At 74.3% G+C, this 15,548-nt stretch carries 13 protein-coding genes; 8 read left to right on the top strand and 5 right to left on the bottom strand.

The features are described 5' to 3' along the window. The 4 genes from ACZ7LE_RS26230 to ACZ7LE_RS26215 are packed head-to-tail and all read left to right on the top strand — an operon-like array spanning window position 1 to window position 4,457. Window positions 1-720, top strand: coding sequence for a DUF4129 domain-containing protein (locus ACZ7LE_RS26230; RefSeq protein ID WP_470406148.1), 720 nt, complete (start codon window positions 1-3; stop codon window positions 718-720). Then, a complete protein-coding gene (locus ACZ7LE_RS26225; protein ID WP_470406147.1) occupies window positions 717-2,015 on the top strand; it encodes a DUF4350 domain-containing protein in 1,299 nt (432 codons plus the stop codon). The genes ACZ7LE_RS26230 and ACZ7LE_RS26225 overlap by 4 nt, the downstream gene beginning before the upstream one ends. Then, entirely contained in the window at window positions 2,012-3,097 is a 1,086-nt protein-coding gene (locus tag ACZ7LE_RS26220; protein WP_470406146.1) for an AAA family ATPase, read from the top strand. Before ACZ7LE_RS26225 ends, ACZ7LE_RS26220 begins: the two co-directional genes overlap by 4 nt. Window positions 3,098-3,104: 7 nt before the next feature. Further along, on the top strand, window positions 3,105-4,457 hold the full coding sequence (locus ACZ7LE_RS26215; RefSeq protein WP_470406145.1) for a DUF58 domain-containing protein: 1,353 nt from the start codon (window positions 3,105-3,107) through the stop codon (window positions 4,455-4,457). Between the two features lie 63 nt (window positions 4,458-4,520). Here the strand turns inward: ACZ7LE_RS26215 and ACZ7LE_RS26210 are convergent, their stop codons facing one another. The 3 genes from ACZ7LE_RS26210 to ACZ7LE_RS26200 all read right to left on the bottom strand — a co-directional run bounded on the left by ACZ7LE_RS26210 (window position 4,521) and on the right by ACZ7LE_RS26200 (window position 7,927). Beyond that, window positions 4,521-5,687, bottom strand: coding sequence for a trypsin-like serine peptidase (locus ACZ7LE_RS26210; RefSeq protein WP_470406144.1), 1,167 nt, complete (start codon window positions 5,685-5,687; stop codon window positions 4,521-4,523). A gap of 111 nt (window positions 5,688-5,798) precedes the next feature. After that, window positions 5,799-6,455, bottom strand: a complete 657-nt coding sequence (locus ACZ7LE_RS26205; RefSeq protein WP_470406222.1) for a response regulator — start codon at window positions 6,453-6,455, stop codon at window positions 5,799-5,801. A 71-nt stretch (window positions 6,456-6,526) separates the two neighbouring features. Further along, a complete protein-coding gene (locus tag ACZ7LE_RS26200) occupies window positions 6,527-7,927 on the bottom strand; it encodes a sensor histidine kinase (protein WP_470406143.1) in 1,401 nt (466 codons plus the stop codon). A 195-nt stretch (window positions 7,928-8,122) separates the two neighbouring features. Here ACZ7LE_RS26200 and mtrA point away from each other — a divergent pair, with 195 nt between their 5' ends. The 3 genes from mtrA to ACZ7LE_RS26185 are packed head-to-tail and all read left to right on the top strand — an operon-like array spanning window position 8,123 to window position 12,305. Further along, window positions 8,123-8,803 (top strand): MtrAB system response regulator MtrA, encoded by a 681-nt coding sequence (gene mtrA / locus ACZ7LE_RS26195; RefSeq protein ID WP_026366090.1) that lies wholly within the window; start codon window positions 8,123-8,125, stop codon window positions 8,801-8,803. A 32-nt stretch (window positions 8,804-8,835) separates the two neighbouring features. Continuing rightward, window positions 8,836-10,575: an MtrAB system histidine kinase MtrB gene (gene mtrB, locus ACZ7LE_RS26190; RefSeq protein WP_470406142.1), complete on the top strand. Its 1,740-nt coding sequence runs from the start codon at window positions 8,836-8,838 to the stop codon at window positions 10,573-10,575. After that, window positions 10,575-12,305 carry an LpqB family beta-propeller domain-containing protein gene (locus ACZ7LE_RS26185; RefSeq protein WP_470406141.1) on the top strand — a complete coding sequence of 577 codons (1,731 nt, stop codon included), beginning with the start codon at window positions 10,575-10,577 and terminating at the stop codon, window positions 12,303-12,305. The genes mtrB and ACZ7LE_RS26185 overlap by 1 nt, the downstream gene beginning before the upstream one ends. A gap of 133 nt (window positions 12,306-12,438) precedes the next feature. On the opposite strand, the gene hpf is transcribed toward ACZ7LE_RS26185, so the two are convergent. Further along, the gene (gene hpf / locus ACZ7LE_RS26180; RefSeq protein WP_285108301.1) at window positions 12,439-13,104 is read right to left on the bottom strand and encodes a ribosome hibernation-promoting factor, HPF/YfiA family; all 666 of its coding nucleotides are present in this window, start codon (window positions 13,102-13,104) and stop codon (window positions 12,439-12,441) included. 261 nt (window positions 13,105-13,365) lie between these two features. Continuing rightward, window positions 13,366-14,109, bottom strand: a complete 744-nt coding sequence (locus ACZ7LE_RS26175) for a ComF family protein (protein WP_470406140.1) — start codon at window positions 14,107-14,109, stop codon at window positions 13,366-13,368. A gap of 155 nt (window positions 14,110-14,264) precedes the next feature. Here ACZ7LE_RS26175 and ACZ7LE_RS26170 point away from each other — a divergent pair, with 155 nt between their 5' ends. Beyond that, window positions 14,265-15,527, top strand: a complete 1,263-nt coding sequence (locus ACZ7LE_RS26170) for a winged helix-turn-helix domain-containing protein (RefSeq protein ID WP_470406139.1) — start codon at window positions 14,265-14,267, stop codon at window positions 15,525-15,527. The last annotated feature ends 21 nt before the right edge of the window (window positions 15,528-15,548 follow it).

The raw sequence follows: 15,548 nt of genomic DNA, 5'->3' as shown, positions 1-15,548 counted from the left end.
ATGAGGGCCGATCTGCCCGTCGTCCCGGACCGGGACACCGCACGCGAGTGGCTCACGAGCGAGCTGCAGCGCCCCGAGTACGCGGAGCGCGAGTCGCTGCTCTCGCGCGTGATCCGCTGGGTCATGGACTGGCTCAACAGCATCGACTGGCCCGACACCGCGATGTCCGGGCCCCAGCTCGGGATCGTCCTCGCGATCGCCGCCGTGGTGGTCCTGGCCATCGCGTGGCTGATTGCCGGGCCGGTGCGGCTCGGCCGCGACCGGACGGGCAAGGCCGAGGTGCTCGACGCCGACGACGCGCGGACGGCCGCGCAGATGCGCGCCGCGGCCGACGCCGCGGCGGCGTCGGGCGACTGGCGGACCGCGACCGTGGAACGCTTCCGCGCCGTCGTCCGGTCCCTGGAGGAGCGGGTCGTCATCGAGCCGCGACCGGGCCGCACGGCGCAGGAGGCCGCGGGCGACGCGGGCGAGCGCCTGCCCGGCCAGGCCGCCGGCCTGCGCTCCGGCGCCGACCTGTTCGACGGGGTCGAGTACGGCGACCGGGTCGCCACGGCGGCCGACGACGCGGCCCTGCGCGAGCTCGACGCCCAGGTCACCGCGGCCCGGCCCGCCGCCGTCCCCGCGACCGGGAACGGCACGGACTCCCGCCCCGACGCGCACGACGGCGCACACGACGACGCGACCGAGAGCGTGGACGAGAAGCCGGGGGTGTCCGCATGACCACGCAGGTACCCTCCCCGTACGCGCCGGCGGCGCCGCCCGCCCCGACGCCGCCCTCGGCGGCGCCGGTCGCGACCACGGGCCCGGTCGACGAGCCGCCGGTGGTCATCGGCGACGACACGACGGGCCGGTCGCGGGCTGCGAGCCGGTGGCGGCGGATGCGCTGGCCGCTGACCGTGCTCGCCGCGGTCGCCCTGTTCGTCCTGTTCCTCGCGGTGGTCCGCACGCCCACGTCCGCCGAGTCCTACGCGCCGGACAACCCGGAGGCGGACGGTGCGATGGCCGTGGCCGAGGTGCTCGAGGACCAGGGCGTGCGCGTCACGCACGTCACCTCCGTGGCGGACGCCGTCGCCGCGGCCGGACCGGACAGCACGCTCCTGGTCACGCCCAACCCGTCGTTCTTCGCGGACGACCAGGTCTCCGCGCTCAACCGCACGGGCGCCGACCTCGTCGTCCTCGCCCCGGACTACAGCATGGTCGCGGGCGTGAGCCGCGACAAGCTCGACATCACGTACGGCGAGCGGCCCGACCCGGTCGAGCCGCAGTGCGACGACCCGGCGGCACAGGCCGCGGGCGCGGTCACGCTGGCGCCCGGCCTGCACGACGCGTCCGGGGCGGGCGACAAGGTGCGGCCGGTCCTGTGCTGGCCGGACGGTGCCGGTGGGTTCGCCTACGCCCGCCTCGACTTCCCGGACCGCTCCGTGACCGTGGTCAGCGACCCCTCGGTGCTCCGCAACGGCACCGTCCTCACGGAGGGCAACTCGGCGCTCGCGCTGTGGATGCTCGGCCAGAACGAGGACCTCGTCTGGCTGGTCCCCGACCCGATGGACGTCAGCACCGGCAGCGACGAGCCCACCCCCGCAGACCGTGGCCAGGTGAACGCGGTCATGCCGCCCGGCTCCGCGCCGGTCGCCCTGGTGGCGCTGCTCGCCGCCGTGCTGCTCGCTCTCTGGCGCGTGCGGCGCATGGGGCCGCTGATCGTCGAGGACCTGCCGGTGCTCGTCCGCTCGGCCGAGGCCACGCGCGGTCGCGCCCGCCTGTACCGGGCCGCCCGCGCCCGCGGGCACGCCGCCGCCGGCCTCCGGGCCGCGTCGGCCGACCGGATCGCCTCGCGCCTCGGCCTGGCCCGCTCGTCCGACGCCAACACCGTGGTCGACGCCGTCGTGGCCGCCACGAACCGCCCGTCGCAGCAGGTGGCAGACCTGCTCTACGGCCCACCGCCCGCTGACGACGCCGCGCTCGCCGAGCTCGCGCGCCGACTCGACACCCTGGAGAGCGAGGTCCACCGACCGTGACCGAACCAGCCTTCCCCCAACAGCCCGCCGCGGAGCCGGCGTCCGCCCAGACCGTGCAGACCGTGCCGGTCGACGGCCAGGGCGACGCCGAGCCCGCGCCGGCGCCCGCCCCGGCCCAGCCGCCCGCTCCGTCGCAGGAGCTCCGCTCCGCCCTCGCGGCGGTCCGCACGGAGGTGGGCAAGGCCGTCGTCGGGCAGGACGCCGCCGTGACCAGCCTGCTCATCGCCCTGCTGTGCCAGGGGCACGTGCTCCTGGAGGGTGTGCCGGGCGTCGCCAAGACGCTGCTGGTCCGCACCCTCGCGGCGGCGCTGAAGCTGGACACCAAGCGGATCCAGTTCACGCCCGACCTCATGCCGGGTGACGTGACGGGCTCGCTCGTCTATGACGCGCGCACGGCCGAGTTCTCGTTCCGCGAGGGCCCCGTGTTCACCAACCTGGTGCTGGCGGACGAGATCAACCGCACGCCCCCGAAGACCCAGGCGTCCCTCCTGGAGGCGATGGAGGAGCGTCAGGTGTCGGTGGACGGCACGCCGCGTCCGCTGCCGGACCCGTTCCTGGTCATCGCCACCCAGAACCCCGTCGAGTACGAGGGCACCTACCCGCTGCCCGAGGCCCAGCTCGACCGGTTCCTGCTCAAGCTCGTGCTGCCGCTGCCCGAGCGGGACCAGGAGGTGGAGGTCCTGGCCCGGCACGCCGCCGGGTTCGACCCCCGCAACCTGGCCGCCGCCGGTGTGACGCCCGTGGCCGACGCCGGGGTGCTGGAGCGCGCCCGCGCCGAGGTCGCCCGCGTCCAGGTCTCCCGCGAGGTGCTGGGCTACGCCGTCGACGTCTGCCGCGCCACGCGGTTCTCGCCGTCGCTCTCGCTCGGCGTCTCGCCGCGTGGCGCCACCGCGCTGCTGCGCACGGCGCGGGCCTGGGCGTGGCTGTCGGGCCGCTCGTTCGTGACGCCGGACGACATCAAGGCGCTGGCCCACCCGACGCTCCGGCACCGCGTGCAGCTGCGCGCCGAGGCCGAGCTCGAGGGTGTCACCGCCGAGGGCGTGCTGGACACGGTGCTGGCCTCCGTGCCCGTGCCGCGCTGAGGCCCGCATGGTCGTGACGTGGCGGGCCGCCGCCCTGATGGGCCTCGGCGTGGTGCCCGTGCTGCTCCTGCCGGCCGACGGGACGGTGCTGGTCTGGGCCACGTTCGTGGTCCTGGTGTGCGTGGCCGACATCGTCCTGGCCGCGTCGCCGCGCCGGGTGGCGGTGCAGCGGCGTGTGCCGGCGTCGGTCCGGCTGCGCTCCGAGGCGACGAGCGAGCTCGTGGTCCGCAACGCCTCCGGCCGGCGCCTGCGGGCGGTCGTCCGGGACGCGTGGGGCCCGTCGGCCGGTGCCGGTCCGGGGCGGGGCAGGTCCGAGCGCGTGCGCCCGGCGTCGGGCGGGCCGGGGCGCCATCACGTGGACCTGCCCGACGGCGAGGCCGCGCGCCTGCCGACCGTCCTCGTGCCGACGCGCCGCGGCGACCGGGCGGCGGGCGGCGTGACCGTCCGCAGCCTCGGGCCGCTCGGCCTGGCCGGCCGCCAGGTGACGCTGCCCGTCCCCGGCCGGCTGCGCGTGCTGCCGGAGTTCGCCAGCCGCAAGCACCTGCCGTCGCGCCTGGCGCGGCTGCGGGAGATGGACGGCCGCGCGGCCGTGCAGATCCGCGGCGAGGGCACGGAGTTCGACTCGCTGCGGGAGTACGTGGTGGGTGACGACGTCCGCTCGATCGACTGGCGGGCCACCGCCCGCCGCCGCGAGGTGGTGGTGCGCACCTGGCGCCCCGAGCGTGACCGGCGCGTGCTGATCGTCCTGGACACCGGCCGCACGGCCGCGGCCCGCGTGGGCGCGGCCGACTCGACGGGCGCGCCGCGCCTGGACGCGAGCATCGAGGCGGCGCTGCTGCTCTCGGCGCTGGCCGGGCACGCGGGCGACCGCGTGGAGCTCGTGGCGTTCGACCGCACCGTGCGGGCGCGGGTGGCGGGCGCCGCCGGGCCCCGGCTCATGCCGGCCCTGGCCGAGTCGCTGGCCACCGTGGACCCGGTGCTGCTGGAGACGGACTGGCCGGGCGTGGTGGCGCAGGTACGCACCCGGATGACGCAGCGCGCGCTCGTGGTGCTGCTCACGACCCTGGACCCGGCGGCGGTGGAGAACGGCCTGCTGCCCGTCGTGGACCAGCTCGCCCGCGACCACACCGTGGTCGTCGCCTCCGTCGCGGACGAGGAGGTGGCGGCGCTGCGCGCCGGCCGCGAGACGGTGGCCGACGTGTACGACGCCGCGGCCGCCGCCCGCGGTGACCTGGAGCGCACCGCGGTCACCACGATGCTGCGCCGTTACGGGGCCGACGTCGTCGAGGCGCTGCCGGACGACCTCGCGCCGCGGCTCGCGGACGAGTACCTGGCCCTCAAGGCCGCCGGCCGGCTCTGAGCCGACGACAGCAGCGCCCGGCCGCACGAGGCGGCCGGGCGCTGCTGCTCATCCGCGGCGTTCTCAGCCGTTGGTCTGGACGGCGAGCTGGTGCACCGCGCTGTCGAAGTGCGGCGCGCCGATGGACCGGTTCTGCGGGGTCCCGTACGAGGTGACCCCGCGGACGTAGCCCAGGCGGGTCTTGTCGCTGTAGTGCCACACCCACGGGCCGCCGGAGGAGCCGGTGCCGAAGTTGCACCCGCTGATCAGCGAGGTGCGGGCCGCGACGCCGCTCTTGCGGGTCATGCCCTGGCAGCCCCACAGCACCTCGCCGTAGTCACGGTTGGACGGGTAGCCGAACACCTTCACCGGCCAGCGGTAGTACTGGTCGATCTTCAGCCCGTTGCCGCCGACGGCAGGGACCACGCGCTGCCCCGCCTCGTTCGCGAACGTCGTGATCATCCCGACGTCGCGGTACCAGCCCTGCGCGGTGCCGCCCTTCTGCACCCAGGTCTTGAAGGTGTGCAGGGTGCGCGCCTGGAACGTCCCGTAGGGCGTCGGGTCGGCCGCGGTGCCGTCGTACCTCGGCACGAAGACCAGGTTGCTGTGCCAGGTGCCGCCCCGGCCCTCGTGCACGCAGTGCCCCGCGGTGATCACGACCCGCTTCGACTTGGTGTTGATCGTCGCCGCCGAGCAGTAGCTCCCGCTCCCGTAGCCGCCGATGAAGAGCTTGCCGGTGCTGATCGGGAACGTGTTGATCGACTGGGTCTGCGCCCCGCCGGCCGAGGCCTTCTCGGGTGCCACCGGGCGGGTCACGGTCGTGCCCGCCGAGGCGCCGTCGCCCAGCCGGGTGGCCGGGAGGTCACCCGCACGGCCCACCGTGGTGCCGGCCATGAGCTCAGTCGCGACGCCCTTGGCCATCTTCTCGACGAGCGCGGGGTCGCCGGGTGCGTCCAGCGGCTTCGCCGCCGCCATCCGCTCCTCCGTCCAGTACTCCAGCACGGCGGGGTCCCCGCCCTCGGCGTCCACCCGTTGCATCTCCTGGGCGGAGTAGGTGCGCCGGGCGGCGCCGTCCGCCTTCAGGACCGGCGCGACGGTCGACACGATCCCGGTGTCGGCGGTCCTGGCCGCCCGGGCCACCGACGCGCCGGTGGCGGTCACGCCCCACGCCGTCGGGACGACGGCCACCGTCGCCGTGACGGTCACGGCGGCCGCCATGGCTGCGAGGCGCAACCTCTGCGTTCTGCCCATAGATCTCCCCTGTCCACTTGTCCGGTTCATCCGGTCCATGCCGAATCGGACACATCGTAGACAAGAACCGTTAGGGGGTCTATCGCTTTCGGTGGCCGGCTCCGACGGCGGTCACACGCCGAGGTGCCGGAGCACGGCCAGGACCCGGCGGTGGTCGGCGGCGTCCTGCGGCAGGTCCAGCTTGGTGAAGATGGCCGCGACGTTCTTCTCGACCGCCCCGGCCGACAGGTGCAGCAGGTCCGCGACGGCCTTGTTGGACCGGCCCTGCGCCATGAGGCCCAGCACCTCGCGCTCCCGGGCCGACAGGCGCTCCAGGGCGGTGTCCTCGCGGGCGGAGCCCATGAGCTGCGTGACGACCTCGGGATCCAGCACCGTGGCACCGCGCGCCACGCGGCCGAGCGCGTCGACGAAGTCGCGCACGTCGGCCACCCGGTCCTTGAGCAGGTAGCCCACGCCGCGCGCGTCGCCGGCCAGGAGCCGGCTCGCGTAGCGGGTCTCCACATACTGCGAGAACAGCAGCACGGGCAGGCGCGGATGCCGGGCGCGCAGGCTCAGCACGGCCCGCAGTCCCTCGTCGGTGAAGGTGGGCGGCATGCGGATGTCAGCCACCACGACGTCGGGCAGCGAGTCCTCGCGGGCGGCGCGCGCGACCTCCCGCTCCAGCGCGTTCCCGTCCTCGACGCCGGTCACGGTGTGGCCCCGCCGCGTCAGGAGCGCGGCGAGGCCGTCGCGCAGGATCGCCGAGTCCTCCGCGATGAGCACGCGCAGGGCGGTGCCGGTGCCGGGCGTCGGGGCGCCCGGCGTCGGGTCGGCGCCCGGCGTCGGGTCGGCCGGGCTGGTCACGCGCGTCCGGACGGGCCGGGGGTGGGCAGGGTCACGGTGACCACCGTAGGCCCGCCGACCGGGCTGGACAGGTCGAACGTGCCGTCGACGGACCGCACCCGGTCGGCCAGACCGGCCAGCCCGGACCGCAGTCCCGAGCCGTCGGGCGCGACGACCACGGCGCCGCCGCGGCCGTCGTCGCGCACGCGGATCCGGAGCGCCGCCCCGGCGTCGCCGGCTCCGCCCACGGACTCGACCAGCACGTACACGCCCGAGGCGCGGGCATGCTTGGCCGCGTTCGTGACGAGCTCGGCCACGCTGAAGTAGGCGATCGACTCCAGCGCCGGGGCCAGGCGGCCGTCCGCCTCCACGCTCGGGTCCACGTCGACGGTGACGGGCAGGGCCGACCGCGCCGCGAGGGTCTCCAGGGCCACGCCGAGGCCGCTGTCGAGCGCCGGCGGGTGGATGCCCCGGGCCAGCTCGCGCAGCTCGGTGAGCGCCTCCTTGGTCGACTCGTGCGCGGTGTCGACCAGCTCGGCGGCCTGGGTGGCGTCGCCGCCGTCGGCGAGCTGCTCGCGCGCCTCGCCGAGCTGCATGGCCACGGCGACCAGGCGGGCCTGGGTGCCGTCGTGCAGGTCGCGCTCGATGCGGCGCAGGCGGGCGTCGGCGTCGTCCACGGTGCCGGTGCGGGACCGCTCCAGCTCGGCGACCCGCAGGCTGGCCCGCGTGGGGCTCAGCAGGCCGGTGGTGAGCACGCGGAAGAGCAGGGCGAACATCCGCGTGATCCACGGCCAGCAGAAGAGCAGGAGCAGGCCGGCGAGCGCGGCGAGGGCCAGGCGCGGGGGCGTGTCCAGGAAGTAGGCGTCGCCGAACTGCGCCCCGCGGTGCAGTGCGCCGTCGCTGCCGGTCTGCTCCGGCAGGTACCGGTACCAGAACCAGTAGGTGAGGCCGCCGAGGCCGGTGACCAGGAACGTGATGCTCGTGACGAAGGACAGGATGGCGAGCGGGAACGTGACGAACATGAACAGCAGGGCGCGCCAGCCGGTGGCGTCGCCGATCAGGGAGCCGATCGTGCGCCAGAAGCCGCGCGGCCGCACGTACGGGGCGGGCACGGCGACGTCGAGGTCGAGCAGGTCGCGGGCGAGGCCGCGGTACATCGAGCCCCAGCCGCGGCCCCCGGCCACGACCGCCCCGGCCACGAACAGCCCGACCACCGTGACGGCGATGCCGGCGGTGAAGCTGACCGCGAAGAGCGTGTAGGTCAGGGCGAACGGGGCCAGCAGGAGCACCAGCGTCAGGTAGCCCTGCTCGCGCCAGGTGCGGGCCGAGAACGGTGCGGTGAGGAAGCCGGGGCCGGGCCGCGCGGCGCCGTCCGGGACGGCGGCGGGTGCGAGCCGGTCGGCGGTCATGGTTGTCATGGTGCCAGGTTCGCCCCTCGCGGGGTGCCGGCGACATGGGGTCGACCGCCGGGTTCTCCGGGGGTTTTCCCCCGTACCGGGGTGCGGTGCTCCCGCGGCCTCCGGCATACCCCCACCGGGTGAACCTGTGCCGAACACGCCAGGTCGGGGCGCACAAGGCCGGGTTTGCTGGACCGGGCTGGCACACTGGAGGGCATGAAGGTACGAGTTCTTGTCGTCGACGACGACACAGCACTGGCGGAGATGATCGGCATCGTCCTCAAGGGCGAGGGCATCGAGGCGATCTTCTGTGCCGACGGGGACTCCGCGCTGGGCATGTTCCGGACCCATCAGCCCGACCTCGTGCTGCTCGATCTCATGCTGCCCGGCAAGGACGGCGTCCAGGTCTGCCGCGAGATCCGCGCCGAGTCGGGCGTGCCGATCATCATGCTGACGGCCAAGTCGGACACGCTCGACGTGGTGGTGGGCCTCGAGTCCGGTGCCGACGACTACGTGTCCAAGCCGTTCAAGCCCAAGGAGCTCGTCGCCCGGATCAAGGCGCGCCTGCGCCGCAGCGAGGACCCGGGCCCGGAGCGCCTGGTCGTGGGTGACGTCGAGATCGACGTCACGGGCCACACCGTCATGCGCGACGGCGAGCGCATCGCGCTCACCCCGCTCGAGTTCGACCTGCTCGTGGCGCTGGCCCGCAAGCCGTGGCAGGTCTTCACGCGCGAGGTGCTGCTGGAGCGCGTGTGGGGTTACCGGCACAGCGCCGACACGCGCCTGGTCAACGTGCACGTGCAGCGCCTGCGCTCCAAGATCGAGCGTGACCCGGAGAACCCGGAGATCGTGCTGACGGTGCGCGGTGTCGGCTACAAGGCGGGCGCGACACGCTGATGCCGTCCGGCCTGGCCGCGCGGCTTCGCCGAGTGGTCTCACGGGCCCGGGTGGTCACGGTCCGGGCCACCCGCCGCGGGATCGCGCAGTGGCGCTCCTCGCTGCAGCTGCGGGTCGTCACCACCGCGCTCGCGATCGGCCTGGCGGCGATCGCCGTGCTCGGGCTGTACCTGTCGACGTCGGTGCGGGACGGGATCTACGAGCAGCGGCTCGCCGCGATCGACCGCGAGGCCGCCGCGCTGACGGCCCTGGTCTCGGAGAACTTCTCGAACTCCGCGACGACGTCGAACGGCGACCTGCAGAGCCTGCTCAACGACACGGTCTCGACGCTCAGCGCCACCAGCGGCTCCACCGCGCAGGACTACTTCCTGCTGCAGGAGCCCGGCGGCACCGCGCAGGTGTCCGACGTCGTGTCCCGGGGTGACCTGACGGACGTGGTCATCACCGACGAGCTGCGCCGGGCGAACATCGCCTCCGAGGACGACCAGGTGCTGCAGGCGGTCGGCATCCCGGCGGCGGACGACCCGGGCGTGGTCCGGCCGGGCGTCATCGTGGGCTCCACGGTCCAGGCCGCGCCCGACGCCCGTTACGAGATCTACTACCTCTACTCCCTGGAGCCCGAGCAGGAGACGCTGTCGTTCGTCCACCGCGTGCTGCTCGCGGGCGGGTTCGGGATGCTGGCCCTGCTCGGCGTCGTCACGTGGACGATGGCCCGGCAGACGGTGACGCCGGTGACGCGGGCCGCGACCGTGGCGGAGCGCCTCGCCGAGGGGCACCTCTCGGAACGCATGCCCGGCGCGCGCGGCGCGGACGAGATGGCGAGCCTGGCGCGGTCGTTCAACGAGATGGCCGACAGTCTGCAGGACCAGATCCGGCGCATGGAGGAGCTCTCCGCGATGCAGCGGCGGTTCGTCTCCGACGTGTCGCACGAGCTGCGCACGCCGCTGACGACCATCCGGATGGCGAGCGAGATCATCCACGAGTCGCGTGACCAGATGGATGCGGACGCCAGCCGTTCCGCCGAGCTGCTGCTGGGCCAGATCGACCGGTTCGAGTCGCTGCTGGCCGACCTGCTGGAGATCAGCCGGTTCGACGCCGGCGCCGCGGTGCTCGACGCCGAGCGCCGCGACCTGGGCGACCTGGTCATGTCCGTGGTGGAGCAGGCCGCCCCGCTGGCGGAGACCAAGGACGTCCGGGTCTCGGTGCGCCTGCCCGACGGCGACGCCGCGGCCGACTTCGACCCGCGCCGGATCGAGCGCATCCTGCGCAACCTCGTGGTCAACGCGATCGAGCACGCCGAGGAGCGCCCGGTCGAGGTCACCGTCGCGGAGAACGACCGCGCGGTGGCGGTCGTGGTGCGCGACTACGGCGTCGGCATGACCAAGCAGGAGGTCGAGCACGTGTTCGACCGGTTCTGGCGGGCCGACCCGGCGCGCGCCCGCACCACGGGCGGCTCCGGCCTGGGTCTGGCGATCGCCCTGGAGGACGCCCACCTGCACGCGGGCCGCCTCGACGCCTGGGGCCGCCCCGGGCAGGGGGCCAGCTTCCGCCTCACGCTCCCACGCAGCGCGGGCGTCCAGGTGGAGGAGCCGCCGGTGACCATGGCGCCCGTGTCGCACGGGCCCGGCGTGCGCACCGGTCAGATCCCCGTGGTGCACCCGTCCGCCGGGCCGACCCCGACGCAGATCCCGGACCTGTCCGACCACGGTCTGGACGAGCACGGCGAGCGCACCGGACCGAGACCCGCGACGACCGACCTGGAGGTGCACTGATGCGTAGGCCAGCGAACACGGCGGTCGCCGTCGTCGTCGCCCTGCTCGCCGCCGTCGGGCTCGGGGCCTGCGCCCAGATCCCCACCTCCGGCCCCGTCCGGGTGGGCACGGCGCCCGTCGAGCCCCAGGCCGGCATCGCGATGTTGCCGCGCGGGCCCATGTCCGGCACGGAGCCGCAGGCGATCGTGTCGGGCTTTCTGGGCGCGGCAGCGGCTGCGGCGACGTCGCCCAAGGAGTTCCAGACCGCCCGGGAGTTCCTGACCAGCGAGGTCGCGGACGCCTGGGACCCGGACGAGGCGGTGCGCGTCGTCCGCGAGGCGCCGCTGCCGGAGCCGCTCGAGGAGGAGATCGACCTCGGGACCACCGACACGGTGGAGATCGTCGTCCGGGCGACGACCATCGCGACCCTGGACAGCGCCGGCGCCTACACCGAGGTGGGCAGCCCGCGGGAGGTCGGCTACCGGTTCACGCTCGTCATGGTGGGCGGCGAGTGGCGCATCTCGGCACTCGACAACGGCGTGCTCGTGCCCGCCAACCTCTTCGCCAACCAGTACCGGGCCACGCGGCTGTACTTCCCGAGCGCGAACGAGATCACGACCCTGGTGCCCGACCTGCGCTGGTTCCCGCGCCGGCTGTGGCAGAAGGTGGCCGTGGAGCAGATCCTCGCCGGGCCGCCCGAGTGGCTCCAGGGCGCCACGCAGTCGCTGGTGCCGGACGGGACCGGGCTCGTCTCGCAGTCCGTCCCGGGCAGGGACGACGCCGACGTCGTGCCGATCCGCCTCACCGAGCAGATCAGCGAGGTGCCGGCGGCGCAGCGCGCGGTCATCGCGGCGCAGCTCTCCGCGACCCTCTCCGAGGGCGCCGGCCGGGTGGTCCCCGTCGAGCTGTTCAGCAACCAGAACCGGCTGTCGGTCGACGCGGCCAACGTGGACCTCCCGGTGACGATCGCCCAGGCGATCGTGCTCAAGGACGACAAGCTGTACCGGGTGGACGACGGCCGGCTCGTCGAGCACGACGTGTCCATCGACCTGTCGGGGATCGACCCGACCGCGCTCGCCGTCAGCCCCGGGACCACGCCCATCGTGGTGCGCGACGGCACGGACCGGATCGTCAACCTCTCCCTCGACGACGGCGAGGGCCCGGTGCCGGTCCTGGAGGGGTCCGACCTGGCGGCGCCGTCGGTGGACAAGTACGGCAACACGTGGACCAGCGGCGACGCGGGCGAGCTGCGGGTCGCGACGGACGCGCTCGACGTGGTCGAGCTGAAGCCCGAGTGGCTCAAGGGCCGCCGGGTGATCAGCGTGTCGGTGTCGCCGGAGGGCTCGCGCATCGCGGTCGTCAGCGAGACGCCGTCCGGCCGGCAGGTGCAGGTCGCGGGCATCGTGCGCGACGCCGAGAACGTCCCGGTCAGCCTGGCCGCGGCGCTCTCGGTCGCCGCGCCGGTGGCCGACGTCGTGGAGGCCCGCTGGGCAGGGCTCACGACGCTCGCCCTCCTGACCCGGAACGGTCAGGGCGCGTCCTCCGTCTGGAACGCGGGTGTCGGCGGCCTGGCCGGCACCGCCGGGCAGTCGCGCCAGCTCCCGGGGCTCACCGACGTGGAGCAGATCGCTGCGGGCGTCTCCGAGCAGGGGATCCTCGTGCTCACCGAGGACGGCGACCTGGAGCACGAGGAGACCGGCGTCTGGCAGCCGATCGCGGAGGACGTGGACCTCGTCGCCTACCCGGGCTGAGCAGACCGGGCCGACCCGACCCGGGCCGACCGGCCACGCGCGGTCCAGGCGCGGGAAACAGGACGGCGGCGAGGCGGAACCGCATCCGCCTCGCCGCCGTCCTGTTCTCGGCTGCGCCTACCCGGGCTGCTCGCTACGTCAGGTCGGTGACCGGGGCGCCGCCGCACGGGTTGTCGAGCTGGATCACACCGAACGACCAGCCCTTGCGCTTGTAGAGCACCGACGGGCGCGACGTCTCCTTGTCGATGAAGAGGTAGAAGTCGTGGCCCACCATCTCCATCTCGTAGACCGCGTCGTCGAGGGTCATCGGGTCGGCGTGGTGCAGCTTCTGGCGGATCACCACGGGCGAGTCGCCGATCGTGGTCTCCACGGAGTCACCCGGCGCGGCCAGCGCTGCCGGGGTCGAGATCTGGGGCTCGGGTCCGCCGGAGCCGCCGTCGGTCAGGATCTCGTCGAGCGGGCGCACGTCCACGGGGGCGAGCACCTTGTTGTTCCGGTGGTCCTTGCGACGGTCCCGGGCTCGGCGGAGTCGTTCGTTCAGCTTGTCGATCGCGAGGTCCAGGGCGCCGAAGCGGTCGTCTGCCGCAGCTTCGGCGCGGATCACCGGGCCCTTGGCGCGCAGCGTGAGCTCGACGCGCTCGCGGTTCTCGGACAGCCGCGGGTTGTTCTCGTGCGTGACTTCCACATCCACCCGGCGTACGTAGGGGGACAGCAGCTCCACCTTGGCGAGCTTGTCCTCCACGTGCTGGCGAAAACGGTCTGCCACGTCCGTGTGCCTGCCGACAACGACAATTTCCATGTGCGTATCTCCGCTCCGGGAACACTGGGCCACGCCGTCCCTTGCCGGCGGCGTGCGCCCTCCTCTACTGGGTCTGGCACCCCCTGCTGGTGCCGGGCACGAACCACCTCCCGTCGCGGCGCCCGACAACTTCGTCGGGCCTCGGATCTTGCGTGGGACGTTCAGGCTAACTCTGTCGCCTGGGTAACGACAGTCCCAATCAACGGTGAACAAGACGACACAGATCTGTCACACTTTGAGGTTCGGATCGGAACGTCGCTTTCACCCGACGCTCACGTTTCCGCGATCTGAGCCCCGCCTCCCGGGAGCCGGGGTCGCTGCCAGCACGGTTGCTCCCAGGACGTCGTGCCCGCACTCCTCGAGGGCTCGTTCGACGGCGGCGAGGGTCGCGCCGGTCGTGAGCACGTCGTCCACAAGAATGCACATCGATCTTTGTCCGAGCGCCCGCGCCCCGCGTCTCGTCATGCGGACGGAACCGCTCAGATTGCGCCCGCGGGCCCGCGCGCCGAGGCCCACCTGGTCCCGTCCGCGACCGGTCCGGGCGAGGGCGGGCACCACGCGGGCGGGCACACCGCCGTCGTGCAGCCCCGTGGCCACCGCCCGCGCCAGGACGGCCACGGGCTCGCGGCCGCGCGCCCGGCGCGCGGCCCCCGTGGACGGCACCGGCACGACCGCGAGCGGTGCGCCGCAGGCGGGGGAGAGCACCGGCCCGAGGTGGGCGACGGCGCGGCGGAGCGCGGGTGCGAGGAGGCGGTCGAGGTCGGCCCGTCCGCGGTCCTTCCAGTGCACGACGACGTCGCGCACCGGGCCGGCGTACGGCGTCAGCGCCCACACGGGCACCGGCGGCACGCCGTCGAGCCGGTCCAGGCGGGGCGCACCGTGCTCGACCCGCGCGAACGGAACGGCCAGGAGGGCCGCGCACCGGGCGCACCAGGGCACGTCGGGCTCGCCGCACGGGCAGGCGACGGGCAGCAGGAGGCGAGCGAGCTCACGGACGGGACGCACCTGCCCACCCTGCCCGCCGCCGCGCACCGCCGCCGGTTGTCCACAGCCCCACACATGTGTCAGACGTACAGGTCACCCGAGGGATCTGTCCGTCTGACACGTCGGAGGGCCGGCGGGCGGCGGCCAGTGTCAGTGGTGCGCGGCAGGATGGGGCCGTGCAACCGATCCAGATGTCCCTCGACCAGGCACGCCGGGTCGCCGTGGCGGCCCAGGGCCTGCATCGCCCGCGCACCGACGGGCCGCGCACCATGCGGCACGTCCAGGGCGTGATCGACCGGCTCGGCCTGTTCCAGATCGACTCGGTGAACGTGCTGGCCCGCGCGCACCTGCTGCCGCTGTTCTCCCGGCTGGGGCCGTACGACACCGACCTGCTGGACCGGGCCACGGTGTCGGGCCGGCACGCCCGGCGCTCGACGCGGGGCGCGGCGGCTGACCGCCGGCTCGTGGAGAGCTGGGCGCACGTCGCGGCCTACGTGCCCCCGCACGTCTGGCCGCTGCTGGCGTTCCGCCGCCGGTGGTTCGCCGAGGAGTACGACTGGCGCGAGCTGGACGGCGTGCGTCTGCCGGACGCGCCGCAGGTCCGCGAGGTGCACGACCTCGTGGCGTCCGAGGGCCCGCTGTCGGCCTCCCAGATCCACGACCGGTTCGTCTCCGAGGGGCGCTCGGTGCGCCGCAAGCGCGGTACCTGGTGGGACTGGAGCACCGAGAAGCGCGTGGTCGAGCACCTGTTCTTCACCGGTGCGGTGGTCTCGGCCGGGCGCAACGCGCAGTTCGAGCGGCTCTACGACCTGCCGGAACGCGTGCTGCCGCCGTCAGCCCTGGCCGAGGTGCCCGAGGTCGAGGCCAAGAAGGCCCTCCTGGAGCTCGGAGCGCGGGCACAGGGGATCGGCGACGCGCGCAGCATCAAGGACTACTACCGGCTCAAGGGGTCGGTCGCGGACCGGGCCTTGGCCGAGCTCGCCGAGGACGGCGTGCTGCTGCCCGCGCGCGTGGCCGGCGGGTCGGAGAAGTGGTTCCTGCACCGCGACGCCGCCCGTCCGCGGCGCGCGGCAGGGCAGGCCCTGCTCGCCCCGTTCGACCCGCTGGTCTGGGAGCGCACCCGCCTGGAGCGCCTGTTCGGCATGCGCTACCGGATCGGCATCTACACCCCGGCCGCCCAGCGCACCGACGGGTACTACGTGCTCCCGTTCCTCGAGGACGCGCAGCTCACGGCCCGCGTGGACCTCAAGGCCGACCGCGCCGCGGGCGTGCTGCGCGTCCAGTCGGCGCATGCCGAGCCGACGCTGACGGACCACACGCCGGCCCGGCTGGCGCACGAGCTGCAGGCCATGGCCAGGTGGCTCAACCTGGAGGGCGTGACCGTCGAGGACAAGGGCACCCTTTCACCCGCACTCCGTGCCGCGGCGGCGGTTTCCTGAAACACGCGCCAACTAAACTCG

It is taken from the genome of Promicromonospora sp. NPDC110617 (assembly GCF_055598465.1).
Note: the sequence above shows the minus strand (reverse complement) of the source record. Positions and strands in the feature narration are given on the sequence as shown.